Consider the following 24,065-nt stretch of genomic DNA (forward strand, 5'->3'; position numbering starts at 1 on the left):
CTTCCCGTTCACAGCGTCCTCGCTGTGTGTGCCACCCGCACCCGAAAGTGCCGGTGGGCTTTTTCAAAGGAACCTCATCCCCCGGCTGCTGCCGGCGGACGGGGTATCAACATATCTGGCGTTGACTTTTGGCACGCTGTTGAGTTCTCAAGGAACGGACGCTTCCTTTGTGCCTGTCTCACCAGGCTCTCCGGGCGCTTCCCTTCGGTGTTCCACCACTCTATCAGGCCTTTTCGTTCTTCCGTACCGCCGTGTTTTCCGCAGACATGCAGAAACGGAGTCGAAAATCTCGATCAGTTCTGAAGGAGTGCCACCCGCTGTCCGCTTGCGATGTGATCGCGTTCTGTCGAACCGGGGTAGGTGTCAGACAGTACAGCGCTGGGCCGGGCGGGGCAAATCGATTCCCCGGGGGCCACTGCTCCGGGGGCGGTGTTGCGCGTGCGGAACCCTCACTTCTTATGACTTACGCTCTGACCGGTGCGCCGTCCAGGACAGGTAGTGACGGCGGCCTGAAAGATCTCCACCCCTGGGAGGACTCCCATGACCACCGTGACGTCCCCGCTCGCTGGACGCGCCATCGGACTCGCGGCCGTGCCCGACCCGGTCTTCTCCGGCGCGATGGTGGGTCCCGGTACCGCCATCGACCCCGTGCGTGAGCCGTCGGAGGCCGTGTCGCCCGTCGACGGAGTCGTCGTCTCGCTGCACCCGCACGCGTTCGTCGTCGTCGACAGCGAGGGCCACGGCGTGCTGACGCACCTCGGTATCGACACCGTGCAGCTCAACGGCGAAGGCTTCGACCTGCTCGTCAACAAGGGCGACACCGTCACCCGCGGCCAGGCCGTCGTGCGCTGGAACCCGGCCGCCGTCGAGGAGGCCGGCAAGTCGCCGGTCTGCCCGGTCGTCGCCCTGGAGGCGACCGCCGACTCCCTCGGCGACGTCGTCGAGGACGGCGAAGTCAAGGCCGGCGAGCAGCTCTTCGGCTGGCAGTAGCCCCGCCGCCGTCCTGACGGCACGTACGACAACCACCGCGGCGGCAGTGACCGCCGCACCAACCGGAGACGGGTGAGATGGAGACAACGCTGCGAGGCGTCGGCGTGAGCCACGGTGTGGCGATCGGCGAGGTGCGGCACATGGGCACGGCGGTCCTGGAACCGCCGGCCAAGCAGATTCCGGCCGAGGAAGCGGAGCGCGAACAGGGGCGTGCCCGCAAGGCCGTGGAAGCTGTGGCTGCCGACCTGATCGCGCGGGGCAATCTGGCGGGCGGCGAGGCCCAGGCCGTGCTGGAGGCCCAGGCCATGATGGCCCAGGACCCCGAGCTGATGGCCGACGTCGAGCGGCGCATCGCCGTCGGCAGCACCGCCGAGCGCGGGGTGTACGACGCCTTCGCCGCGTACCGGGCGCTGCTCGCGGGAGCCGGGGAGTACCTGGCCGGGCGGGTCGCGGACCTCGATGACGTGCGCAACCGCATCGTCGCGCGCCTGCTGGGCGTGCCGATGCCGGGTGTGCCGGACAGCGACGAGCCGTACGTACTGATCGCGCGGGACCTGGCGCCGGCCGACACGGCGCTGCTGGACCCGACGCTGGTGCTCGGGTTCGTGACCGAGGAAGGCGGGCCGACCAGCCACAGCGCGATTCTCGCGCGGGCGCTGGGGGTGCCGGCCGTGGTCGCGCTGCCGGGCGCGGGCGAGCTGGTCGAGGGCACCGTCGTCGCCGTGGACGGCAGCACGGGCGAGATCTTCGTGAACCCGAGCGCCGAGAAGCGCGCGGAGCTGGAGCAGGCGGCGCAGGCCCGTAAGGCGGCGCTGGCGGCTTCGAGTGGCCCGGGTGCCACGTCGGACGGGCACAAGGTGCCGCTGCTGGCGAACGTCGGCGGTCCTTCGGACGTGCCGGCGGCCGTGGCGGCGGGCGCCGAGGGCGTCGGGCTGTTCCGTACCGAGTTCCTCTTCCTCGACGACAGCAAGAAGGCGCCGTCGCAGGAGAAGCAGGCCGAGGCGTACCGCAAGGTGCTGGAGGCCTTCCCCGAGGGCCGGGTCGTCGTGCGGGTGCTGGACGCGGGCGCGGACAAGCCGCTGGACTTCCTGACGCCGGGCGACGAGCCGAACCCGGCGCTGGGCGTACGGGGTCTGCGGACGCTGCTGGACCACCCCGAGGTGCTCCGTACCCAGTTGGCCGCGCTGGCCGAGGCCGCCGCGGGGCTGCCGGTCTACCTGGAGGTCATGGCCCCGATGGTGGCCGACCGCACCGACGCCAAGGCGTTCGCGGACGCGTGCCGCGAGGCCGGGCTGCAGGCCAAGTTCGGCGCGATGGTGGAGATCCCGTCCGCGGCGCTGCGCGCCCGGTCGATCCTCCAGGAGGTCGAGTTCCTTTCGCTGGGCACCAACGACCTGGCGCAGTACACCTTCGCCGCCGACCGTCAGGTCGGTGCGGTCTCGCGCTTGCAGGACCCGTGGCAGCCGGCGCTGCTCGACCTGGTGGCGCTCTCGGCCGAGTCGGCGAAGGCCGAGGGCAAGAGCTGTGGTGTCTGTGGTGAGGCGGCCTCCGATCCGCTGCTGGCCTGTGTGCTGACGGGTCTGGGCGTGACGAGCCTGTCCATGGGCGCGGCGTCGATTCCGTATGTGCGCGCGACGCTGGCGAAGCACACGCTGGCGCAGTGCGAGCGCGCCGCCTCCGCGGCGCGGGCCGCGGACACCGCCGAGGACGCGCGCGCCGCCGCGCAGGCGGTGCTCTCCGGGGAGTGACCCCCGGCAAGGTCCGGCCCGGCAGTGCCCGGCCGGACCTTGCACCCGCACAGCAGAACGCTGGTACGGACGGCCGTCCCGCCTTTGTGGCGGGGCGGCCGTCCGGCGTTCCGGCCGAGCGCACCCCACCGGACCGGCCCGGTCACCCCCGGGTACCGCCCCCTGCCCCCGTGCCTCCTCTCTCTGACAGGTGCCGCCGCGTCAGTGGTGGGTGTGGTCTTGGCCGTCCGTCGGTGGTGGGTCGGGAAGGGCGAGGCCCGGGTGGTAGTCGACGCCGGGCTCGGGCGGGACGGGCTCGCCGGTGTCCGCGTCGGTGCAGTAGGCCGTGAAGACCTCCGCGGCGCTGAGCGGGTGCAGCCAGGCGTCGCGCAGGGCCCAGCCGCGGACCGTGTCGCGCCCGGCGGCCTCGGCCGTACGCGACACGATGCCGCCGGGGCTGCGCAGGGCGACGCCGACGGCGAGAACCGTGCAGAACACGAGGGTCGCGGCCTCGGACAGCTCCAGCCGTCCGTCGTCGCGGGAGTCGGCGCGCAGCACGGCGAGGAGCGGGGCGCCGCTCGCGGGGACGCTGCACACCAGGTGGTGGGTGCCGTCGCCGAGGGTGTCCAGCAGGCTGGTGACCGCGCGGGAGGCGCGGGCGAAGGCGGCCCGCGCGAGGTCCTCGCCGCAGTCCGCGCAGGCCCCGGTGCGGGCGAGGAGTGCCGTGGCGCGGTCCCAGGTCGCCTGGCGTTCCGCCTCGTCGATGAGCGCGGGCAGCAGCCGGGACAGGGCTTCGCCCGTGTACGGCAGGGTGGCGCCGGTGCAGGCCAGCTCGGCCGTGTAGCGCGAGCGGCTGTCGGGGCGGTCGGGGTCCAGGTCCGTGTCCGTGCAGAACGTCTCGTACGCGACGGGGTCGAAGAGGGCGACGGTGGTGTGGATGCCCTGGGCGGTCAGTGAGCGCAGCAGGGTCTCCATCTGCTGGAGGTAGGCGGTGTGGTCGTCGAACGGGAAGGTGCGGTAGCGGCGCATGGCCGCGAAGTCCTGAGCGTCCGCCAGGACGGCGGCGGTGCTGGGGATTTCGCGGCGCAGCATGCGGCGTGCGGCGGCGGGCCCGCTCGGGGCGGTGTGCGTGGTGCGTCGGGACGGTGTGGTCATGACTCCCCCTCGGTCGGTGTGTGCTGCTCGCTCCACGAGCTTCACTCGTCACCGAGAGTAATCGGGGGGTCTGACAACGGCCGTCCGCGACGGCTCACACCGCTACCGCGCACGCTCGGCGGCGGCGCGCTCGGCGGCGATCCGCTCGTAGAACCGCAGGAGTTCGAGGTTGTCGACCGAGCCGGGGTTGACGGCCCGCTCCAGCGGGGTGCCCTGGAGGAGGCGCTTGACCGGGACCTCGATCCGCTTGCCCGTGAGGGTGTGCGGTACGCCGGGGGCCTCGATGATCTCGTCGGGGACGTGGCGCGGGGAGCACTGCGCACGGATGGTGTGGTTGATGCGGTCGCGCAGCGCGTCGTCGAGGGTGGCGCCGGGCGCGAGGTGGACGAAGAGCGGCATCCAGTAGCCGCCGTCGGGCAGTTCGAGGCCGATGACGAGGGATTCACGGATCTCCGGGAGGCGTTCGACGGCCTCGTAGATGTCGGCGGAGCCCATCCGTACGCCCTGGCGGTTGAGGGTGGAGTCGGAGCGGCCGTGGATGACGACGGTGCCGCGGCCGGTGCGGGTGATCCAGTCGCCGTGCCGCCAGACGCCGGGGTAGGTGTCGAAGTAGCTGTCGTGGTAGCGGGTGCCGTCGGGGTCGTTCCAGAAGCGGATGGGCATGGACGGCATGGGGTTGGTGACGACGAGTTCGCCGACCTCGTCGGTCAGCGGCTTGCCGTGCGGGTCCCAGGCCTGGAGGTCGGTGCCGAGGCAGGGGGCCTGGAGTTCGCCGATGTGGACGGGCAGGGTCGGCGCGGCGCCGGCGAAGCAGCTACAGACGTCCGTGCCGCCGCTGACGGAGGCGATCCACAGGTCGGCGGCGACCTCGTCGTGCAGCCAGCGGAAGCCGTCGGGCGGCAGCGGGGAGCCGGTGATGGCGACGCACCTGACGGTGGCGAGGTCCAGGTCGCGTCCCGGGTGCACCCCGGCCTTGCGGCAGGCCATCACGTAGGCGGCGGAGGTGCCGAAGAGGGTGGCGCCGGTGCGTTCGGCGATCCGCCACTGGGCGGCGGTGTCCGGGTGCCCGGGGCTGCCGTCGTAGAGCACGATCGCGGAGCCCACGAGGAGGCCGGCGACGAGGAAGTTCCACATCATCCAGCCGGTGGAGGTGTACCAGAAGAAGCGGTCGTCGGGGCCGAGGTCGCAGTGCAGGCCGGCCTGCTTGAGGTGTTCGATCAGGATGCCGCCCTGGGACTGGACGATGGCCTTGGGCAGGCCGGTCGTGCCGGAGGAGTACAGCACCCACAGGGGGTGGTCGAAGGGGACCTGTTCGAAGACCGGTTCGGTGGCGGCGGAGGTCAGGTCGGACCACTCCAGGGCGCCTTCGGGGGCGGGAGTTCCCAGGAGGGGGACGTGGACGACGGCGCGGAGGGTGGGCAGTTCGCGGCGGAGTTCGGCGACGGTGTCGCGGCGGTCGTGTTCCTTGCCGCCGTAGCGGTAGCCGTCGACCGTGAACAGTACGACCGGCTCGACCTGCTGGAAGCGGTCCAGGACGCTGCGGGCGCCGAAGTCGGGGGCGCAGGAGGTCCAGACGGCGCCGACGGCGGCGGTGGCGAGGAGGGCGACGACGGCCTGCGGGACGTTGGGCAGGTAGCCGCTGACGCGGTCGCCGGGGCGGACACCGAGGCGGCGCAGTTCGGCGGCCAGGGAGCCGACCTGGGCGCGCAGCGCGGACCAGGTGACAGGGGCGGGGTCGTGGGTCTCGTCCACGTACAGCAGGGCGGGCGCGTCGGCGCGGGCCGGGTCCTCGGCGGCGCGCAGCGCGTGTTCCGCGTAGTTGAGGGTGGCGCCGGGGAACCAGCGGGCGCCGGGCATCGCGCGGTCGGCGAGGACGGTCTCGTACGGGGTGGTGAAGCGGACGTCGAACCAGGCGGCGACGGCCTGCCAGAAGCCCGGCAGGTCGGTCACGGACCAGCGGTGCAGCGCGGCGTAGTCCGCCACCGGGTCGTCGGCGGTGCGGGCGGGGGCGCCGTGGTGGGTGGCCGCCCAGTCGTGGAACCGGGTGAGCTGGGCGCCGGCGATGCGGTCCGGGCCGGGCTGCCACAGGGGTTCCGGTTGCGGGGCGGACTGCGGTGCGGTGGTCATGATCGGCTCCCGGCTGTACGCGGCGTTGCGTGGACGCGGTGTGGGCGTGCGGTACGCGGTGTCCCCGTACGGCGGGGGGTCACCCCGGCGCAGCGCGGGGGCGCGTGCGTGTGACACGGCTGGGCAGGACGATGCCACGTGATCGACTTGTGCGCCAGGGGCGGCCTCATATCCGGGCCGCGGGCGCGGGCCCGGAGCGGCCGTGCGCGCGTGGGCGGGAGCGGCCGTGCGCGCGTGGGCGGGAGCGGGATCCGGCGGCCGGGGCGGGCGGCCCGGCCGCCATCGGTGTGCCGGGGGCGGAGTTCTGGTGGTTCCCGAGTGAACGGCGGCTGAACGGCGCGCCCGCGGCGGACCGTCGGTGGCAGGCTGAGCAGCATGGACGGGCGTGATCAGGTGGGGTCGGCGCGGTGGCCGCTAGGGGACGGGGCGGCCGGCGCGGTCCGGGCCGTCAGGGCACTCGGATCGGTGCGGGGGCTGCGGACGTGGCGGTCGGCGTGGCGGCGGCGCCGCGCGGACGCGCTGGGGCTGCCGCGGGGTGGCCGGGAGCGGGCGCGGGTGCCGGGGGTGGTGGTGCGCGCGGAGCCGCGGCCGGGCGGCGGGGTGGTGCATTTCGCGCGCTCGTCGCTGCGGGTGCGGGTGGCAGCGGGCGGCGCGGTGTTCTGCGGCTGGGACGGCGCGGCGCCGGAGCCGTCGTACGCGCTGGCCGGGGCGTGCCCGGAGCCGGACGCGCGGGCGGTGCTGGAGCCCGACACGGAGGGCGGCTGGCGGGTGGTGTCGGAGCGGGTGACGGTGACGGTGTCGCGGCACGGCGCGGTGGCGGTGCGCACGCCGGGCGGTGTGGTGCTGCGGCGGGAGCTGCCGCCGCGGTGGTGGGACCGGGCGCCCGGCGACGCGGGCGGCGCGCCGGGCGAGCGGCCCGGGGACTCCCGGTGGGTGCAGCGTGCCGAGGTGGCCGCGGATGCCCGGTTCTTCGGGCTGGGCGGCCGGTCGGCGGGGCCGCGGCTGCGCGGGGGCACGTACCGGTTGTGGAACACCGATCCGGGCGGCGCGTTCGTGCCGGGCGACGATCCGCTGTCCGTGACGATGCCGGTGCAGTTCGTGGTGGCGGACGCCGGTACGCACCTGGTCTTCCACGACAACTCCTGGGACGGCGCGGTGACGCTGCGCGAAGGCACGGAGGGCGCGGGCTCGGGACACGACCGGCCGGGCTGCTCCGAGCTGCGGATGGACGGCGGGCCGGTGCGGTACTGGGTCCTGGTCGGTACGCCCGCCCGCGTCCTGCTCGGCTGGACGGCGCTGACCGGGGCGCCGGCGCTGCCGCCGCGCTGGGCGCTGGGTCCGCAGCATGCCCGGTGGGGTTTCGGCGGTCAGGCGGAGGTGCGGCGGATCGTCTCCGGCTATCAGGAGCGCGGGCTGCCGCTGTCCGCCGTGCATCTGGACATCGACCACTACGACGGCCACCGGGTCTTCACCGTCGACCGCACGGCCTTCCCCGACCTGCCCGGGCTGGCGCGGGAGTTGCGCGCGGAGGGGGTGCGGCTGGTGTCGATCGTCGATCCGGGGGTGAAGGCCGAGCCGGGCAACGCGGTGTACGAGGGCGGGGCCGCGGCGGACGCGTACGTACGGGACGCGCGGGGCCGGGAGGTGCGGGGCGTGGTGTGGCCGGGCGCGGCGGTGTTCCCGGACTTCACGGACGCGCGGGCGCGCAAGTGGTGGGGCGGTCTGTACGCGGAGCGGCTGGCGCAGGGCTTCTCCGGGGTGTGGCACGACATGAACGAGCCGGTGTCGTTCGCGGCGTTCGGCGATCCGTCACTGCCGCGTTCGGCACGGCACGCGCTGGAGGGCCGGGGCGGTGACCACCGGGAGGCGCACAACGTGTACGGGCTGGCGATGGCGCGCGCCGGGTACGACGGCCTGCGGGAACTGCGTCCCGAGGAGCGCCCGTTCCTGTTCTCGCGCTCGGGGTGGGCGGGGATGCAGCGGTACGGGGGGACGTGGTCGGGTGACGTGGCGACCGGGTGGCCGGGGCTGCGGGCCTCCCTGTCGCTGGTGGTGGGCATGGGGCTGTGCGGGGTGCCGTACAGCGGGCCTGATGTCGGCGGGTTCTCCGGGGTGCCGGCGCCGGAGCTGTATCTGCGGTGGTTCCAGGCGGCCGCGTACCTGCCGCTGTTCCGTACGCACTCGGCGAAGTACGCGGGGCGGCGGGAGCCGTGGGAGTACGGGCCCGAGGTGCTGGAGCACGCGCGGGCGGCGCTGCTGGAACGGGCGCGGCTGCTGCCGTACTTCGTGACGCTCGCGCAGGTGGCGCGGCTGTCCGGGGCGCCGTATGTGCGCCCGGTCTGGTGGCACACGCCCGAGGACCGGAAGCTGCGCGACTGCGAGGACGCCTTCCTGCTGGGCGACGCGCTGCTGGTGGCGCCCGTGCTGGGGCCCGGGGTGACGCGGCGGGCGGTGCGGCTGCCGCGCGGGCGCTGGTACGACACGGCGGACGGAGCGGCGTACGACGGCCCCGGGCAGGTACTGCTGGACGCGCCGCTGTCGCGGATTCCGGTGCTGGCGCGGGCCGGTGCGGTGCTGCCGGTGGCGGGCCCGGACGGTACGCCGGAGCTGGAGGTGTGGGCCCCGGAGGAGGGCCGCAGTGGTGGCGGCCTGGTCGTACCGGACGCCGGTGACGGCTGGCAGCGGCCGACGGTCGAGCGTTTCGAGACGCGGCTGGAGGGCGGGGAGGTGGTCGTCGAGCGGCAGGGCGGCGGCGAGATCGGCTACCGGGTGCGGGTGCGCGGACTGCCGGGCGGACTGCCTGACGGTGGTGGCCGGGGGTGAACGTTCATCGGTGGCGTATGGAGAGCCTCGGTGATCAAGCGCCCTGGGCCCCGACACTCCCGCGCGTGGGGCCGGATCGGGTACGCGCCTGGGTCGGCCCGGGAATGGCCGTGGCCCTCGTCCGGAGGCTGGGGCCGCGCGCGACGATCCGTACGGTCGGCGCCCTCAACGACCTGCGCCGGCCGCCACGGGCCGGGACGCAAGCAGTTCCTCCGGCTCGCCGGCGGCGCCGCGGCCGCCGTGGGCCTCCTCATCGGGACGGGGAGGACGGCGGCGAGCGCCGCGGCCGCCGGGAGCGACGAGTCGCAGCGGTGGGCCGAGGCGCTCCGCGACAGCCTCCCGCAGACCTACGACGCGCTGATCGCCCACCCCATGCACTACCGGCAGGCCATCTGGGCCGCGCTGCCGCCCGCGGCCCGCAGCCGGCTCTGGGTGGAGCAACTCGCGCGGTACCGCCGGACCCACCCCGACCTCACCCCGGAGCAGAGCGGCGTGCTCGAAAAGGTGCATCACATCGCCGCCCGGGAATCCAGTTTCGCTTTCGACCGGGTCGCCGGCCCCGGCGCGGACGAGCGGACTCTCCGCGAGTCCGCCGCACGGCATTTCGGGCCCGAGGAGGCGAACCTGCTGTTCGCGACGCTCGGCCCCGTCGACCCCGCCGGCCGGCGCGGCGCAAAGGCCCTGAACTGCAATTGCAGCGTCGAATCCAACTACTGTCCCAGCAGCGCCTGCCACGACAATCCGTGTATGAAAGGCCGGTGCAGTTGCCGCGTCTACCAGCGGTCCTGCGGCTATCTCTGGCGCTATCCGAGCGACGGCTTCTGCGCCTGCATTTCCTGTTGAGCCCTTTCCCCGGCCCCGGGTCGGCCGATCATCCGCGCGGCCCGGGGCCGGGGGCAGGCGGGGCCCAGGAGCCGGGAAGCTCTTACCTACGGCACGGCGCCGGTGATAGACGAGTCCCATGCCGAGACACGTTGCCGCGCTGCGCGGCCTCGCCGTTGCCGCCACCGCCCTCGCCCTGACCACCGGCACCGCGCCGCCAGGGGTGGCCGCCGCGCCGCGGCCTTCCGGCGGCACCGCCGCCGCTACCGGTACGACGGCGACAGCGCCCCCGGAATTCGTCGCGCTGCGCGACGTGGACCCGACGATCCGCCAGGAGATGCGTTACTTCACCCCGCACACCTTCATGGGCGTACCGGTCACCGGCTATCGACAGCCGATGTGCGTCCTGACCCGGGACGCGGCGCGCGCCCTGCACCGGGCCCAGGTCTCCTTCCTCCGCCGTGGCTACACGCTGAAGGTCTATGACTGCTACCGGCCGCAGCGCGCCGTGGACCACTTCGTGGACTGGGCGAAGGACGTGAACGACCAGCGGATGAAGGGCGAGTTCTATCCACGGATCGACAAGTCGACCCTCTTCCGTGACGGCTACATCGCCGAGAAGTCGGGACACAGCCGGGGCAGCACCGTCGACCTGACACTGGTACCGCTGCCGGGCCTGCCCACCCGCCCTTATGTCCCCGGGGAGCCGCTGACGCAGTGCTACGCGCCGAAGGCGGCGCGGTTCCCCGACAACTCGCTCGACATGGGCACCGGCTTTGACTGCTTCGACACGCTCGCGCACACCCTCGACCCGCGCGTGCAGGGCCGGCAGCGGGCGAACCGCCTGCTGTTGAAGCAGGGGCTGGAGCGCGCCGGGTTCCGGAATTACGACAAGGAGTGGTGGCACTACACGCTCACGCCGGAGACGTTCCCTGACACGTATTTCGACTTTCCGGTGTCGCGGCGGGCGCTGAGCGACGGGTGCTGATCGACGGGCCCTGAGCGGAGGGCACCTAGCGACGGGCACCGAACAGGGGAAGCCGGGGCGCGGAACCACCCCCGTGGATCCCGCGCCCCGGCCCGCCCCTGCCCCCGTCCGGGCGCTGCCTTGGTGGACGCTGTGCGGTGGGATCAGGTTCAGCCGGGACCGTACGGAACGGCGTGATCCTCCCTCGTTTGGCGGAGGCGGGGCCGTCGGGTGGGTTCCGCGGGGCGTTCGACGCGTGGCACACTCCTGACGGCCCGTCAGGTAGCCGTCGTGGGCTACCTGTTGACGGGCCCGGGAGGGGCCGTGGGACGACGTGCGCGCAGGCCGGTGGTGCCGGGGTGGTTCACCGACCCGGGTGAGGGGCGGGATCCGGTGGAGTTCCGGCTTCTGGGGACCCGGTGCGGTGATTGCGGGAGTGTCTTCTTCCCGCGTGAGGACGTCTTCTGCCGAAATCCCGGCTGCGCGGGGACCGAGCTGACGGAGGTGCCGCTGTCGCCGCGCGGCACGGTGTGGTCGTACACGGACGGGCGCTACCGGCCGCCGCCGCCCTACGTATCGGACCCCGAAGTGCCCTGGTGGCCGCGCACCCTGGTCGCGGTGGAGCTGGCGGCGGAGCGGATGGTGGTGCTGGGGCAGACCGCGCCGGATGTGACCGTGGCGGATCTCGCGGTCGGTATGGCGGTCGAGCTGGTTCCCGGGGTGCTCGACGAGGACGCGGAAACCGTGTGGACCACGTGGTGGTGGCGGCCCGTGGCGCCGGACGGGGCGGGAGGCGGCCGTGAGCGGTGACATCGTCGTGCTCGGGGCGGGGATGCACGCCTGGGGCAAATGGGGACGCGATTTCGTCGGGTACGGGACGGTGGCGGCCCGGGCGGCACTGGCCGACGCGGGGCTGGAGTGGGCCGATGTGCAGTCGGTCGTCGGTGCGGACACCGTGCGCGGCGGCTATCCGGGGTACGTGGCGGGCGCGACGTTCGCGCGGGCGCTGGGCTGGCAGGGCGCGCGGGTGGCGAGCGTCTACGCGGCCTGCGCCTCCGGAGCGCAGGCCATCGCCACCGCACGGGCGCAGATCCTCGCGGGCCTCGCGGACGTGGTGCTGGTGGTGGGCGCGGACGCGGCGCCGAAAGGCTTCTTCGCCCCGGCGGGCGGCGACCGGCCCGACGATCCCGACTGGCTGCGCTTCCGGCTGCTGGGCGCGACCAATCCCGCCTACTTCGGGCTGTACGCGCGGCGCCGGATGGCGCTGTACGGGGACACCACCGAGGATTTCGCGCGGGTGAAGGTGAAGAGCGCGGCGGCGGGCGTACTCAACCCGTACGCGCGGTACCGCAAGCCGGTGACGGCGGCGGAGGTCGCCGCGTCGCCCGTGGTCGCCGATCCGCTGCGGCTGCTGGACATCTGCGCCACGTCGGACGGGGCGGCGGCGCTGGTCCTGTGCGGCATGGGCTACGCGCACCGGCGGGGCGTCCGCGATCCCGTGCGTATCCGGGCGGTCTCCACCGTGACGCCGCGCTATCCCCGTACGGACCTGGACCTGCCGGACATCGCGACCGATGCGGCCGTCGCCGTCCCGGAACCGCCGGTCGCCTACCGGCCCTCCATCGCCCGCGCCGCCTACGAGGAGGCGGGGCTCGGGCCGGGCGACCTGTCGTTGGCGGAGGTGTACGACCTGTCCACCTCGCTGGAGCTCCAGTGGTACGAGGACCTGGGGCTGTGCGCCGAGGGCGAGGGCGCGGGGCTGCTGCGCGACGGGACGACGGCGCTCGGCGGGCGGCTGCCGGTGAACCCGAGCGGCGGTCTGGCGTCGTTCGGGGAGGCGGTGCCCGCGCAGGCGATCGCGCAGGTATGCGAGGTGACCTGGCAGTTGCGCGGGCAGGCCGGAGCGCGGCAGGTGCCGGGCGCCCGGGCCGGGATCACCGCGAACCAGGGACTGTTCGGGCACGGCTCGGCGGTGATCGCGGTGCGGTGACCGCAGCGGGGTGAGCCGACGGGGAGACGGTCGGGTGACGGCCCGCCGCTGCCGATGGTGACGCGCGGGGAACGCGGATGAGGCGGCGCGGCACGCGAGCGCCACGAGTGCCCGTTCGAGTGCGCCGGAAGGGTGCGTGAACAGTGCGTGAACCACGCGCCGTACGCGCTCCGAGTGGGCATTCTGCTGCCGTGCCTGCCTGGACGGACCAGCTCCGATTCGCCTTCCAGCCCGTCGTGAACCTGGCGACCGGTTCGGTCGCCGCCCTGGAGATACTCGCCCGCCCCGAAAGCGGCGACGTGCTGACGGCGGCCCGGCGCTCCGCCGACCTGGACGCCGGGCTGGCCGGGCTCGCCGTACGGTCGGCCGCGCAGCAGGAGACGCTGCTGCCGCTGCACGTCAACGTGTTCGCCGCGACCCTCGCCGAGTTGCCGGGCCTGACCGCGCTGCGCAAGGCGGTGCACGACGTGGGCCGCCGGCCGTGGGAGATCACCATCGATGTCGGCGGGCCGTTCACGCACGTACCGCGGCGGGCACTGCTGGAGGCGGTGGCGGGGCTGCGGCAGGACGGGTACCGGGTCGGCGCGGACGGGGTCGGTGACGGGGACCTGCCGCTGCGGCTGCTCGGTGATCTCGCACCCGACCTGGTGAAGCTGGACGCCTCGCTGTGCGCGGGGCTGGACGACGACCGGGGCGGGCGGGCCGCCGTGGCCGCGATGCGGCAGTTGTGCGAGGTGCTGGGCAGCGTGCTGGCGGTGGAGGGGGTGGAGACGGAGCGGCAGTACGCGGCGGTGCGCGCGGCGGGGGCGCAGCTCGCGCAGGGGTTCCTGTTCGCGCCGCCCGCCCGGCGGCCGGCGGCCGATGTGTATCTGCCGGAACCGCGCGACGGGTACGGGCCGGTGGCGAGCGGTTACGCCGGTGGCGGCGCGGCCGGTGCGGCCGGGCCACCCGTGACGCGGTTCCTGCAGCCCGCCGCGCTGCTGCCGATGTCCGCCTCGGCAGGGGCGGTGCGCAGTCATCTGACGGGGTTCCCGGGGGTCTCGGGGGTGCTGCTGGTGGACCCCGACGGGGTGCCCGTACGCGCCATCGACCGGGACCGTTTCCTGCTGTCGCTGTCCGGCCGGTACGGGCACGCGCTGTACGCCGACCGTCCGGCGCTGCGGCTGGCCGACCGGCCGCGTACGGTCGGCGCCGACGCCACCGCCTGGGAGGTGCTGGACGTGGTCACGGACGGCGACCGCGACCGGACCGGTGACGACGTGGCGGTGGTGGACGAACAGGGCCGCTGCATGGGGGTCGTCCACCTCGCCGACATCCTGCGGGCGCTGGCCGAGAGCCGGGTCGAGGAGGCGGCGCGGCTCAACCCGCTGACCCGGCTGCCCGGTTCGGACGCGGTGAACGCGGAGGTGGACCGGCGGATCGCGGACAGCCGGGCGTTCGCGCTGTGCTGGCTGGACGTGGACGGGTTCAAGCAGGTCAACGACGGGGCCGGATTCGCGGCGGGGGACGCGCTGATCCGCGCCGTGGGGCAGGCGCTGGCCCGGACGGCGGCGGAACTGCCCGCCGCGCGGGTGGGGCACATCGGCGGGGACGACTTCCTGGTGCTGGCCGCGCCGGACGATCTGGAGCCGTTCGCGGCGGCCGTGCTGGACACGCCGTGGTCGGCGGGCGGGCTGCCGGTGACGCTGTCGCTGGCGACGGTGGTGTGCGCGCCGGGCAGCGTGACCGGGCACGCGCAGGCCGCCGCGGCGCTGGCGCCGCTGAAGAAGGCGGCCAAGGCGCTGACGGGAGCGAGCAGTTGGGTGCTGGGACGGCCCGGCGTGCGGGGTCACGAGGTACGCCGGGGCCGGCGGCGCGGGGACCGAGAGCCGTACCACCCGGCACCTTGACGCCCCGTCACCTGCGGTGAACACTTCCGGGTGTCCGTCGGCACCGCCACAGCCGGGCGACCCGGCCGCGTGGCAGCGGTGCGCGCTGCCCGACTCCCCAGGGGCGGTTCCGGCGCACCGGCACGCTCGACGCGGACGCCGCGCGGGGCGCGGCGGCCGAGCGTCCGCCGTCCTCCCCCGCGGCACGGGAAGTACGCACCCTGCACGGAGGACCGGGGACCCTGCCCCGGCCGGGGACAAGGAGCCGCCATGTATTCCAACGGGGGCATTTTCGTCGGTGAGGTCATCGGCACCGCCCTTCTGATCCTCTTCGGGGCCGGCGTGTGCGCTGCCGTCACCCTGCACCACTCCAAGGCGAAGGCGGCGGGCTGGGTCGTCGTCGCGTTCGGCTGGGGTCTGGGCGTGCTCGCCGGGGCCTACACCGCCGCGCCGCTGTCCGGCGGGCATCTGAACCCGGCGGTGACGCTGGGTTCGGCGGTCGCGGACGGAACGCCGTGGCCGAAGGTCCCGCTGTACGTCGCCGCGCAGATGGTGGGGGCGGTGCTCGGCGCCGTACTGGCGTGGGCGCTGTACTACGCGCAGTTCGCGGCCAACAGGGAGGCGGACAAGGCGCAGCCGACGCTGGGGGTCTTCGCCACCGCCCCCGAGGTCCGCAACCCGGCCGCCAACCTCGTCACCGAGATCATCGCGACCGTGGCGCTGGTGCTGCCGCTGCTGTTCTTCGGCGAGAACGCGGGCATCGGGATCGGGCAGGTGCCCGGTGCGGACGCCGGCGTCTACGGGTCCGGCATCAACGTCCTGCTCGTCGCCCTGCTGGTGGTGGGGATCGGCCTGTCGCTCGGCGGTCCCACCGGCTACGCCATCAACCCGGCCCGCGACCTGGGGCCGCGGATCGCCCACGCACTGCTGCCCATCCCCAACAAGGGCACGTCCGACTGGTCGTACGCCTGGATCCCGGTGGCCGGCCCGCTGATCGGCGCGGTGCTCTCCGGCCTGGTGTTCACCGCGGTCTTCTGATCGCTCCCCCACCCGGTCCGACCAGCTTCGAGGAGTCAGGAGACGTCATGACGGACGGCACCACGGACAGGTACGTCGCCGCGATCGACCAGGGCACGACCTCCAGCCGCTGCATCATCTTCAACCAGGACGGCGCGACCGTCGCCGTCGACCAGCGCGAGCACCGGCAGATCTTCCCGAAACCGGGGTGGGTGGAGCACGACGCCGAGGAGATCTGGGCCAAGGTGCAGGCGGTGGTGGCGGGCGCGCTCGCCAAGGCGGGGCTGCGCGCCGACCAGCTCGCCGCGCTCGGCATCACCAACCAGCGCGAGACCACGGTGCTGTGGGACCGATCGACCGGCAAGCCGGTGCACAACGCGGTCGTCTGGCAGGACACCCGTACGGCGCGGCTCTGCCACGAGCTGGGCGGCGCGGACGGCCAGGACCGCTTCCGTGAGGCCACCGGGCTGCCGCTGGCCAGTTATTTCTCCGGGCCCAAGGTGGCCTGGCTGCTGGACAACGTGCCGGGGCTGCGGGCGCGGGCCGAGGGCGGGGAGATCGCCTTCGGGACGGTCGACTCCTGGCTGATCTGGAAGCTGACGGGCGGTACGGACGGCGGGGTGCACGTCACGGACGTCACCAACGCCGGGCGCACGATGCTGATGAACCTCCACACGCTTCAGTGGGACACCTCGGTCCTGTCGGCGATGCGGGTGCCGGAGGCGGTGCTGCCGGAGATCCGTTCCTCGGCGGAGGTGTACGGAACGGCGGTGGGCCAGTTGCACGGGGTGCCGGTGGCCGCGGCGCTGGGTGACCAGCAGGCGGCGGTGTTCGGGCAGACCTGTTACCGGGTCGGCGAGGCCAAGAACACGTACGGCACCGGCTCGTTCCTGCTGCTGAACACCGGGCCGCGGCCGGTGCCCTCCAGGAGCGGGCTGCTGACGACGCCGGGATACCGGCTCGGCGGGGAGGCCCCGGTGTACTGCCTGGAGGGTTCGATCGCCATCACCGGCGCGCTGGTGCAGTGGTTCCGGGATCAGCTCGGCATCATCGACTCGGCCGACGAGATCGAGGACCTGGCGGCGCGGGTCCCGGACAACGGGGGCGCCTACATCGTCCCGGCGTTCTCCGGGCTGTTCGCACCGTACTGGCGGTCGGACGCGCGCGGCGTGATCACGGGCCTGACCGGTTACGTCACCAAGGCGCACCTGGCGCGTGCGGTGCTGGAGGCGACGAGCTGGCAGACGCGCGAGGTGGTGGACGCCATGTACCAGGACTCGGGTGTGCAGATCACCGCGCTGAAGGTGGACGGCGGCATGACCGCCAACAACCTGCTGATGCAGCATCAGGCGGACGTGCTGGGGGTGCCGGTGATCCGGCCGGTGGTCGCGGAGACGACATGCCTGGGCGCGGCGTACGCGGCCGGGCTGGCGACGGGGGTGTGGGAGGACCTGGACGAGCTGAGGGCGCACTGGAAGCGGGACACCGAGTGGACGCCGCGGATGGACGGGGCGACGCGGGAGCGCGAGTACGGCAACTGGCGCCGGGCGGTGGAGCGGAGCTTCGGGTGGCACGAGGCGGGCGACGGCGGCGCGTAGCCGCCCCGGCCGGCGGACGGCCCGCACCCCGGACGGCGGGGTGCGGGCCGTGCTCGCGGGCGCTTGACGGGCCGTGGCCGGCGCCCGGTTGGGGGACGGGCCCCGCTGTCAGGGGAGCGCGGGCTCCCGCCGCCGGGCGCCGACGTGCATCGCGTGTTCCACGACCGCGATCAGTACGTCCCTGGCGGAGTCCTTCTCGCGGGCGTCACAGAGCATCAGCGGGACCTCGGCGTCCAGGTCCAGCGCGTCGCGAACCGTTTCCGCGGGGTAGCGTTCCGCGCCGTCGAAGCAGTTGACGGCCACCATGAACGGGATGCCACGGCGCTCGAAGTAGTCGATGGCGGCGAAGGACTCCTCCAGGCGCCGGGTGTCGGCCAGCACCACCGAGCCGAGCGCGCCACGGGCCAGCTCGTCCCACAGGAACCAGAAGCGGTCCTGTCCGGGCGTGCCGAAGAGGTAGAGCACCAGGTCCTCGCGGAGCGTGATGCGCCCGAAGTCCATGGCGACGGTGGTGGTCCGCTTGCCCTCCACCCCGGCGAGGTCGTCGACCGGCCGGCCCGCCTCGGTCAGCCGTTCCTCGGTGCGCAGCGGCTTGATCTCGCTGACCGCGCCCACCAGGGTCGTCTTGCCCACCCCGAAGCCGCCCGCCACCAGGATCTTGAGGGCGACGGGGTCGGGGGCGTCCTGCTTGCGGCGTCGTTCAGAGCGCCCGAAGACCATGGCCGTTTTCTCCCGGTTCGCCGCTGGTGCTGTTCACTCGCATTCCTCGGTCCTCGCAGTTCGTGGGGGTGCGGTGCCGGCCCGGCGCGGGCGGCGTGCCGGCGGGCGGCACCGCCGGACGGCGGTGCGCGTCCGCGCGGTCACAGCGCCCGGAGCCCGTCGATCACCTCGCGGAGGATCTGCTCGTCGGGCAGCTCCGCCGGGGGCACGGGCCGGCTGACATGGACCAGCTCCGCGTCCAGCAGGTCACCGATGAGCACCCGTACGACGCCGAGCGGCAGGTCCAGCCCGGCGGCCAGTTCCGCGACGGACAGCGGCGCGTCGCGGCACCGGCCGACGATGTCCACGTGCTCCGGCGACAGGGTCTGGTCGTCGAGCGGTTCGCCCTGCCGGTCCTCGGCGATCACCAGGGCGATCAGGTCGAGCCGTGGTTCGGCCTCGGTGCTGGTGCGGCCGCGGGTCATCGCGTAGGGGCGCACCACGGGGCCCGCCTCGTCGTCGTACCAACTGGCGTCCCCCTGCCCGGGCCTGTCCGCGCCGTCTGTGGTCATGGCGTCACCGTGCCGTCATCCTCCGGTCAGCCGCCGGCGGGCTGCCCGGCCCTGGGCGCGGTGCCCAGGTGGACGCCCACCCGCTTGACGAGCAGCGTCATCTCGTACGCGACCAGGCCCACGTCGGAGTCCGCGTCGGCGAGGACGGCCAGGCAACTGCCGTCGCCCGCGGCGCTGACGAAGAGGAACGCTTCCTCCAGCTCCACCAGGGTCTGCCGTACCTTGCCTGCCTCGAAGTGCCGGCCGACGCCCTTGGCGAGGCTGTGGAAGCCGGAGGCGACCGCCGCGAGGTGTTCGCTGTCCTCCCGGGTGAGGTCGGCGGACGCGCCGGTGGCCAGGCCGTCGCTGGAGAGGATGAGCGCCTTGCGGATGCTGCCCACCCGGTCGACCAGCTCGTCGAGGAGCCAGCTCAGCTCGCCCGACCCCTGCGGGCCCTTCGACTCGGCACTGGCCGCTGCTGCCTTCGGTGCGGTCATCGACCGTCCCCTCCCGATGTGGTTCCTGGTGCTGTGCTTGGGCTGCCGTCCCGCCCGCCGTCCTCGCCGTTGTCCCGGCGGCCGCGCTGCCAGCCGCGCTGGAGCGAGGCCATGCGGGCGCGGACCTCTTCGGCGTCGCGGTCGTCCGCGGCGTCGGCGGGTGCGGTGTCCGGCTCGTCCTGTGCGGCGGGCGCGGCCTTGAGCTGGGGGGCGAGGCTGGCCTGCCGTACGCGGCGGGGCAGCCCTCCCGCCGTCGTGGCGGGCCGGCCGGCCGGGGCGGGGCCCGTGTCCGTTGTCGTACCGGTGTCCATGTCCGCATCCGTGTCGCCGTCGGTTTCCGCGTCGGAGCGTACGTCGGCGCGGGCCGCTCCGTCGACCGGCCTGCCGTGGTCGGAGACCAGCACGGGTGGCCGGTGCCGGCGCGGCAGCGGCGTGGGACCGTCGCCGGCCGGGGCCTGGTCGCGGCTCTGCTGGTGCTGCTCGGGGGTGCCCGCGGGCGGTACGGGGGCGACGGGCGGGGTGCCGCCGTCGCGGCGGGTCCGCGCGCGGTGCAGGGTGCCCGGCTCCCGGTCGGTGCCGCGGTGGGAGTCGCGCGGGCCGCGGTGCGCCGGCCGGCCGCGGAAGAGGCTGTCCTCGTCGTCCGCTTCCACCCGTTGTACGAGTTCGGCGCGGGTCAGTGGGGGTTCCAGTTCGACCGGCCCGTCGATGACGTCCGGGGTGCGGCCCGGGGGTTCGGGCAGCGGCACGGGCACCTGGGCCAGCGCGGCCAGCTTGCCGCCGGGCACCTCCAGCTCCCCGGTCCGGCCGCCGTCGATCCGCCGGCTGCCGGTGTCGTCCGCGCGGCCGGTGTCCTCGGTCAGGAGCGCGGCGGGGAGGAAGACGACGGCGGTGGTGCCGCCGTACGGGGAGGGCTGGAGGGAGACGCGGACGCCCTGGCGCTGGGCGAGGCGGCTGACCACGAACAGGCCCAGCCGGTCGGTGTCGGAGAGCTCGAACTCGGGCGTCTCGGCGAGCCGCAGGTTGGCGTCGAGGAGGGCGTCGGGGGCCATGCCCAGGCCCCGGTCGTGGATTTCCAGGGTGAAGCCGTTGGAGACCCGTTCGCCGACCACCTGCACCGCGGTGTGCGGGGGCGAGAAGACGGTGGCGTTCTCCAGGAGTTCGGCGATCAGGTGGGTGAGGTCGGAGACGGCGGGGCCCTGGACGGCCAGCCGCGGCAGCCGGCGCACCTCGATGCGCTCGTAGTCCTCGACCTCGGCGACCGCGGCGCGCACCACGTCCATGAGCTGGATGGGTTTGCGCCACTGCCGGGACGGCGCCGCGCCGGAGAGGATCACCAGGCCCTCGGCGTGCCGGCGCATACGGGTGGTGAGGTGGTCCAGGCGGAAGAGGTCGGCGAGTTCGTCGGCGTTCTCGGTACGCCGTTCCATGGCGTCCAGGAGGGTGAGCTGGCGGTGCAGCAGGACCTGGCTGCGGCGGGCGAGGTTGACGAAGACCTCGGAGACGCCGCGGCGCATGTCGGCCTGCTTGACGGCCGCCTCGACGGCGGCCCGCTGGAGGGTGTTCAGGGCCTGCCCGACCTGCTCGGTCTCGCTCTGCCCGAACTCCAGGCGGGGCGCCTCGGTCTCCACGTCGACCTGCTCGCCGGCGGCCAGGCGCCGCATGACGCTGGGCAGCCGGACCCCGGAGACCTCGTGGGCGGCCTTGCGCAGCCGGATCAGGTCCTTGACGTGCTTGCTGCCGATGCGGACGGAGACGATGACCGAGACCAGCAGGGCGACGAAGCCGAGGACGCCTGCGACGCCGGCCTTGAGGAGGACGGCCAGGGCGACCGGTTCGACGCGCTCCTTGTAGCGGTCACCGGCTTCCCGGCCCATCCGCTGGAGGTCGCCGAGGACCTTGCCCGCGGCGGCGTTCCAGCGTTCGGCGTTGACGGCGCGGGGGGCCGCGGCGGGGCCGCCGCCGATGACGCGGTCCTCGTAGGAGGTCAGTTCGCGGGCGGGTGCGGAGTCCCAGTAGTCGGTGAAGAGGCCGCGGTCGTCGCCGGGCAGCACGGGCAGGCTGGTCGCGTACAGGACACGCCGCTCGGCGACCCGGTCGGCGAAGCCGCGCAGTTCCTGCTTGCTCATGGTGCCGGAGACGATCGCCGCGGACATCAGCGCGTCCTCGCGGGAGACGGCCTCGCGGGCGCGGGTGACGTTGACCAGGGCGCGGCCCTGCTTGTCCATCTCGACGTTCTCCAGCGCGTGCAGCGTCGCGAGGAACTCGTAGTTGGGGTCGACGAGGTTGTTGTACGCCTCGAACGCCGCGTCCCGGGAGATGGTGTTGTCCTCGACCTGGGTGCGCAGCGAGGACAGCCGGCCGAGGCCCTTGACGATGTCGTCCATGCGCTCGCCGGCGACGCCGTTGAGGTCGTCGCGCACGGCGGGGTCGGCGGCGTTGTCGCGCAGCTTGTTGACGATCTTGTCAGTCTCGCGGGTGCGGTCGCGCAGTTCGGCCAGCGAGTCGGCGCCGCGCCGGTCGGCCAGGTAGAGCAGGCTCTGCCGCCGTTCCTGCTGGAGCGCCTGGACGGCGTCCTCGGCGGGGTAGCCGAGTTTGGCCACGACGTTGCCGACGCCGAGCAACTGGTTGGCCTCGCGTCCGGTGAGGTACGTGGCGAACGCCCACATGGCCGTGAGGGACACCAGTGGCACCAGCAGCAGCGCTGCGATCTTCCGAGTGATCGTCTTCCCTCGAAAGCGCATGGCCTCCCCTACGTCAACCCCGGCGCACGGGGATGGTGTTCCGTCAACAAACGGCGTGAGCCTACTACTGACGAGGGACTCGTTCGAAGCCCCGTCCGGACGCCGGATCCGCAGGTCAGGGGCGGATCGTCCGCAGTTGTCGGCTGATTGCCGGACAACCCTCCCACACATGTGGCCTCGAACACCCTGCCCGCGCCCGCCCCTGCGCCGGAACGGTTGGCCGAAAATCACCTCGGCCGGGAACCGGCCGGCGTCCCCGTTCGTGCCCATGGTGGGCGGTGGTGTGTGCCGGTACGGACATGGGACGGGTGAAAGCCGGGCAGGCACCCGGAAGACGGGGCAGGCGGGGACGCGCGGGTACGGGGAGAGTGACGCCGAAGATGGTCCACGAAGACGGTGACGCGTACCTGGGCGGCGCCCGGCGCTCCTTGTGGCAGGAGGAGCCGGCGGCCCGGCCGCGGATGGCCGACCCGGTGCGGACGGCGGCGGTGCGCGCCGTCATCATCGCGGCGCTGACCCTCACTCAGGCCATGGTGGCGTTCTTCTGCACGATGGCGGGCGCCTGGTTCGCCTTCCCCGCGGTGCTCAGTACGGTCGCGAGCACGGTGGTCGCGACCTGGGCGGTGCTGGACGTCTGGGTGACGCGCCAGGTGTGGGTGCAGCGCAACGGGGTGCGCTCGCAGCCGAGCAGTACGGCCAGGTCGCTGCGCCGGGAGCGCCGGCAGGCGCGGCGGGAGGCCCGCAAGGCGCGGGAGCGTCCATCGCGGGTCGGCGGCGCGGCCGCGTGACGGCCCGGGACGGCTGACGGCGAGCGCCGCGTCGGCGCGCCCGTCGCCTGCGGATCGGGCCGGGCGGCTCGGAGCGGACGCCCGTGCCGCCTGTCGTCCGGCCGGCGAGGCACCGACGGCGCCGGCGGTCCTCAGGCGTAGGCGTCCTGCCGTACGGTGGACTCCCGCACGGCGGGCCGGACATGGATCACGCCGTCCGTCTCGGTGACCTCGTGGGTGCGGACCGGACGGCGGGCCGGCAGGCAGGTCGGCATCCCGGTGCGCAGGTCGAACTGCGCGGCGTGCAGCGGGCATTCGACCCGGCAGTCCTCCACCCAGCCGTCGGAGAGCGAGGCGTCCTGATGGCTGCACAGGTCGTCGAGGGCGTAGAGCGCGCCGTCGCTGCGGAAGACGGCGATGGCGGGTGTGGCGGCGTCGATCTCGATGCGTACGGCCCCGCCTTCGGGCAGGTCCTCGGTGCGGCAGACGGGAATCATCTGGCCCCCTCAGCGCTGATCGGTATCATGGCGTTCTGAATAACGCATCGCGTAGCGCATTGCGCAACAGAATCCAGTCCGGGGAGTGTGCCGTCAAGGGGCCGCCGACGCTTCTTGGCCGGGCCCCCTTCGACGGCCCCGCCGGGGCCAACGGGTGGTGACGCGGGAAGCCATGGCAAAGACGACCGAGGCGGCCGACGACCGGTCCGAGGAGAAGCGGGGTACGGCCGGATCCGTCCAGTCCGTGGACCGCGCGGTGAGCGTGCTGGAGATCCTGGCCCGCCTCGGCGAGGCCGGTGTCACCGAGATCGCCGAGGAGCTGGGGGTGCACAAGTCCACCGCCTTCCGCATCCTGGGCGTCCTGGAACACCGCGGACTCGTGGAGCAGGAGCGCGAGCGCGGCAAGTACTACCTGGGGGCCGGGGTGTTGCGGCTGGCCGGCGCCGCCGCCATCCGGCTGGACATCTCGCAGGAGGGCCAGCCGGTGTGCCGGGCGCTCGCCGACGAGACCGGGGAGACCGCCAACATCGCCGTCCTGGACGGGGACGCGGCGGTCAACATCATGCAGGCGCGTGGCGCCGCGGCGGTCACCGCGTACAACTGGCTGGGCCGGCGTACGCCCCTGCACGCCACCGCGAGCGGCAAGGTGCTGCTCGCGCACCTGCCCAGGGAGCGGCGCGAACGCCTGCTGGAACGCCAACTGGCCCGCTTCACCGCCACCACCCTCACCACGCCCGGCGAGCTGCGCCGGCAGCTCACCGCCGCGGCCGACGAGGGGTACGCCTGCTCCTGCGAGGAGCTGGAGCTCGGGCTGAACGCGGTGGCGGCGCCGGTACGGGCCCACGACGGGGCGGTGATCGGCGCGATCGGCGTCTCGGGGCCGGCGTACCGGATGGCCGAGCCGCTGCTCGTGGAGCTGGCCGGGCAGGCGGTGAAGGCGGCCGCCGACCTGTCCCGCCGGATGGGTTTCGCGGGCTGACGGGCGGCCACCCGGTCACCCCTTGACGGATCGCTCACGGACTTCCAGCATGTCTCTCATGACGCAACGTGGCGCGTCATGAGCAACACAAGGGATTCCGGCGGGCGTTCGTCCGTCTCCACGGTTCCCCGCGCCTCCTCCGGTTTCCCCTGAGTCCCGTGCGGTCGCCCGCGCCCGTGGGCCCCGCATGCCCTCGCCATCCCCCATAACGGCATCCGTGCCAGCTCCACACACCCGCCCCTGCCCCGCA

19 protein-coding genes are annotated in these 24,065 nt (G+C 73.8%); 12 read left to right on the forward strand and 7 right to left on the reverse strand.

Translation table 11 applies throughout. The features are described from left to right. Positions 1–540 precede the first annotated feature (540 nt). Positions 541–990, forward strand: coding sequence for a PTS glucose transporter subunit IIA (locus ACH4EB_RS29780; protein ID WP_398351037.1), 450 nt, complete (start codon positions 541–543; stop codon positions 988–990). Positions 991–1,067: 77 nt separating this feature from the next. Next, complete coding sequence (gene ptsP, locus ACH4EB_RS29785) at positions 1,068–2,738, forward strand: phosphoenolpyruvate--protein phosphotransferase (protein ID WP_398351038.1); 1,671 nt, start codon at positions 1,068–1,070, stop codon at positions 2,736–2,738. A gap of 201 nt (positions 2,739–2,939) precedes the next feature. On the opposite strand, the gene ACH4EB_RS29790 is transcribed toward ptsP, so the two are convergent. Further along, positions 2,940–3,872 (reverse strand): hypothetical protein, encoded by a 933-nt coding sequence (locus ACH4EB_RS29790; RefSeq protein WP_398351039.1) that lies wholly within the window; start codon positions 3,870–3,872, stop codon positions 2,940–2,942. A gap of 102 nt (positions 3,873–3,974) precedes the next feature. After that, positions 3,975–5,999: an acetoacetate--CoA ligase gene (locus ACH4EB_RS29795; protein WP_398351040.1), complete on the reverse strand. Its 2,025-nt coding sequence runs from the start codon at positions 5,997–5,999 to the stop codon at positions 3,975–3,977. 375 nt (positions 6,000–6,374) lie between these two features. Here ACH4EB_RS29795 and ACH4EB_RS29800 point away from each other — a divergent pair, with 375 nt between their 5' ends. The 8 genes from ACH4EB_RS29800 to glpK all read left to right on the forward strand — a co-directional run bounded on the left by ACH4EB_RS29800 (position 6,375) and on the right by glpK (position 17,084). Continuing rightward, on the forward strand, positions 6,375–8,822 hold the full coding sequence (locus tag ACH4EB_RS29800) for a TIM-barrel domain-containing protein (RefSeq protein ID WP_398351041.1): 2,448 nt from the start codon (positions 6,375–6,377) through the stop codon (positions 8,820–8,822). Positions 8,823–9,062: 240 nt separating this feature from the next. Next, complete coding sequence (locus ACH4EB_RS29805; RefSeq protein WP_398351042.1) at positions 9,063–9,665, forward strand: bacteriocin fulvocin C-related protein; 603 nt, start codon at positions 9,063–9,065, stop codon at positions 9,663–9,665. Positions 9,666–9,783: 118 nt separating this feature from the next. After that, positions 9,784–10,632, forward strand: coding sequence for a M15 family metallopeptidase (locus ACH4EB_RS29810; RefSeq protein WP_398351043.1), 849 nt, complete (start codon positions 9,784–9,786; stop codon positions 10,630–10,632). 327 nt (positions 10,633–10,959) lie between these two features. Beyond that, positions 10,960–11,421, forward strand: a complete 462-nt coding sequence (locus ACH4EB_RS29815; protein ID WP_398351171.1) for a Zn-ribbon domain-containing OB-fold protein — start codon at positions 10,960–10,962, stop codon at positions 11,419–11,421. Continuing rightward, positions 11,411–12,601, forward strand: a complete 1,191-nt coding sequence (locus ACH4EB_RS29820; RefSeq protein WP_398351044.1) for a lipid-transfer protein — start codon at positions 11,411–11,413, stop codon at positions 12,599–12,601. The genes ACH4EB_RS29815 and ACH4EB_RS29820 overlap by 11 nt, the downstream gene beginning before the upstream one ends. A 191-nt stretch (positions 12,602–12,792) precedes the next feature. Beyond that, positions 12,793–14,490, forward strand: a complete 1,698-nt coding sequence (locus ACH4EB_RS29825) for an EAL domain-containing protein (RefSeq protein WP_398351046.1) — start codon at positions 12,793–12,795, stop codon at positions 14,488–14,490. A gap of 249 nt (positions 14,491–14,739) precedes the next feature. Beyond that, positions 14,740–15,507, forward strand: a complete 768-nt coding sequence (locus ACH4EB_RS29830; protein ID WP_398351047.1) for an MIP/aquaporin family protein — start codon at positions 14,740–14,742, stop codon at positions 15,505–15,507. A 47-nt stretch (positions 15,508–15,554) separates the two neighbouring features. After that, entirely contained in the window at positions 15,555–17,084 is a 1,530-nt protein-coding gene (glpK, locus tag ACH4EB_RS29835; protein WP_398351049.1) for a glycerol kinase GlpK, read from the forward strand. Positions 17,085–17,192: 108 nt separating this feature from the next. Here the strand turns inward: glpK and ACH4EB_RS29840 are convergent, their stop codons facing one another. From ACH4EB_RS29840 to ACH4EB_RS29855, 4 genes are all read right to left on the reverse strand, one after another. Next, entirely contained in the window at positions 17,193–17,804 is a 612-nt protein-coding gene (locus ACH4EB_RS29840) for a GTP-binding protein (protein ID WP_398351051.1), read from the reverse strand. Positions 17,805–17,944: 140 nt separating this feature from the next. Continuing rightward, on the reverse strand, positions 17,945–18,355 hold the full coding sequence (locus ACH4EB_RS29845) for a DUF742 domain-containing protein (RefSeq protein WP_398351053.1): 411 nt from the start codon (positions 18,353–18,355) through the stop codon (positions 17,945–17,947). Between the two features lie 26 nt (positions 18,356–18,381). Further along, complete coding sequence (locus ACH4EB_RS29850; protein WP_398351054.1) at positions 18,382–18,831, reverse strand: roadblock/LC7 domain-containing protein; 450 nt, start codon at positions 18,829–18,831, stop codon at positions 18,382–18,384. Next, complete coding sequence (locus ACH4EB_RS29855; protein WP_398351056.1) at positions 18,828–21,572, reverse strand: nitrate- and nitrite sensing domain-containing protein; 2,745 nt, start codon at positions 21,570–21,572, stop codon at positions 18,828–18,830. Before ACH4EB_RS29855 ends, ACH4EB_RS29850 begins: the two co-directional genes overlap by 4 nt. Before the next feature lie 380 nt (positions 21,573–21,952). Here ACH4EB_RS29855 and ACH4EB_RS29860 point away from each other — a divergent pair, with 380 nt between their 5' ends. Beyond that, positions 21,953–22,360 (forward strand): hypothetical protein, encoded by a 408-nt coding sequence (locus ACH4EB_RS29860; protein ID WP_398351057.1) that lies wholly within the window; start codon positions 21,953–21,955, stop codon positions 22,358–22,360. A gap of 131 nt (positions 22,361–22,491) precedes the next feature. On the opposite strand, the gene ACH4EB_RS29865 is transcribed toward ACH4EB_RS29860, so the two are convergent. Continuing rightward, positions 22,492–22,836, reverse strand: coding sequence for a bifunctional 3-phenylpropionate/cinnamic acid dioxygenase ferredoxin subunit (locus ACH4EB_RS29865; RefSeq protein ID WP_398351058.1), 345 nt, complete (start codon positions 22,834–22,836; stop codon positions 22,492–22,494). A gap of 172 nt (positions 22,837–23,008) precedes the next feature. On the opposite strand from ACH4EB_RS29865, the gene ACH4EB_RS29870 reads away from it, so the two are divergent. Continuing rightward, on the forward strand, positions 23,009–23,815 hold the full coding sequence (locus ACH4EB_RS29870) for an IclR family transcriptional regulator (RefSeq protein WP_398351060.1): 807 nt from the start codon (positions 23,009–23,011) through the stop codon (positions 23,813–23,815). Positions 23,816–24,065: the final 250 nt, after the last annotated feature.

The sequence above is a fragment of the Streptomyces sp. NPDC018045 genome, assembly GCF_044327445.1.
GTDB lineage: Bacteria > Actinomycetota > Actinomycetes > Streptomycetales > Streptomycetaceae > Streptomyces.

Coding starts and splice junctions, on each gene's coding strand:
- ACH4EB_RS29780 (WP_398351037.1), top strand. CDS start 541: ATGACCACCGTGACGTCCCCGCTCGCTGGACGCGCCATCGGACTCGCG.
- ptsP (WP_398351038.1), top strand. CDS start 1,068: ATGGAGACAACGCTGCGAGGCGTCGGCGTGAGCCACGGTGTGGCGATC.
- ACH4EB_RS29790 (WP_398351039.1), bottom strand. CDS start 3,872: ATGACCACACCGTCCCGACGCACCACGCACACCGCCCCGAGCGGGCCC.
- ACH4EB_RS29795 (WP_398351040.1), bottom strand. CDS start 5,999: ATGACCACCGCACCGCAGTCCGCCCCGCAACCGGAACCCCTGTGGCAG.
- ACH4EB_RS29800 (WP_398351041.1), top strand. CDS start 6,375: ATGGACGGGCGTGATCAGGTGGGGTCGGCGCGGTGGCCGCTAGGGGAC.
- ACH4EB_RS29810 (WP_398351043.1), top strand. CDS start 9,784: ATGCCGAGACACGTTGCCGCGCTGCGCGGCCTCGCCGTTGCCGCCACC.
- ACH4EB_RS29830 (WP_398351047.1), top strand. CDS start 14,740: ATGTATTCCAACGGGGGCATTTTCGTCGGTGAGGTCATCGGCACCGCC.
- glpK (WP_398351049.1), top strand. CDS start 15,555: ATGACGGACGGCACCACGGACAGGTACGTCGCCGCGATCGACCAGGGC.
- ACH4EB_RS29840 (WP_398351051.1), bottom strand. CDS start 17,804: ATGGTCTTCGGGCGCTCTGAACGACGCCGCAAGCAGGACGCCCCCGAC.
- ACH4EB_RS29845 (WP_398351053.1), bottom strand. CDS start 18,355: ATGACCACAGACGGCGCGGACAGGCCCGGGCAGGGGGACGCCAGTTGG.
- ACH4EB_RS29850 (WP_398351054.1), bottom strand. CDS start 18,831: ATGACCGCACCGAAGGCAGCAGCGGCCAGTGCCGAGTCGAAGGGCCCG.
- ACH4EB_RS29855 (WP_398351056.1), bottom strand. CDS start 21,572: ATGCGCTTTCGAGGGAAGACGATCACTCGGAAGATCGCAGCGCTGCTG.
- ACH4EB_RS29860 (WP_398351057.1), top strand. CDS start 21,953: ATGGTCCACGAAGACGGTGACGCGTACCTGGGCGGCGCCCGGCGCTCC.
- ACH4EB_RS29865 (WP_398351058.1), bottom strand. CDS start 22,836: ATGATTCCCGTCTGCCGCACCGAGGACCTGCCCGAAGGCGGGGCCGTA.
- ACH4EB_RS29870 (WP_398351060.1), top strand. CDS start 23,009: ATGGCAAAGACGACCGAGGCGGCCGACGACCGGTCCGAGGAGAAGCGG.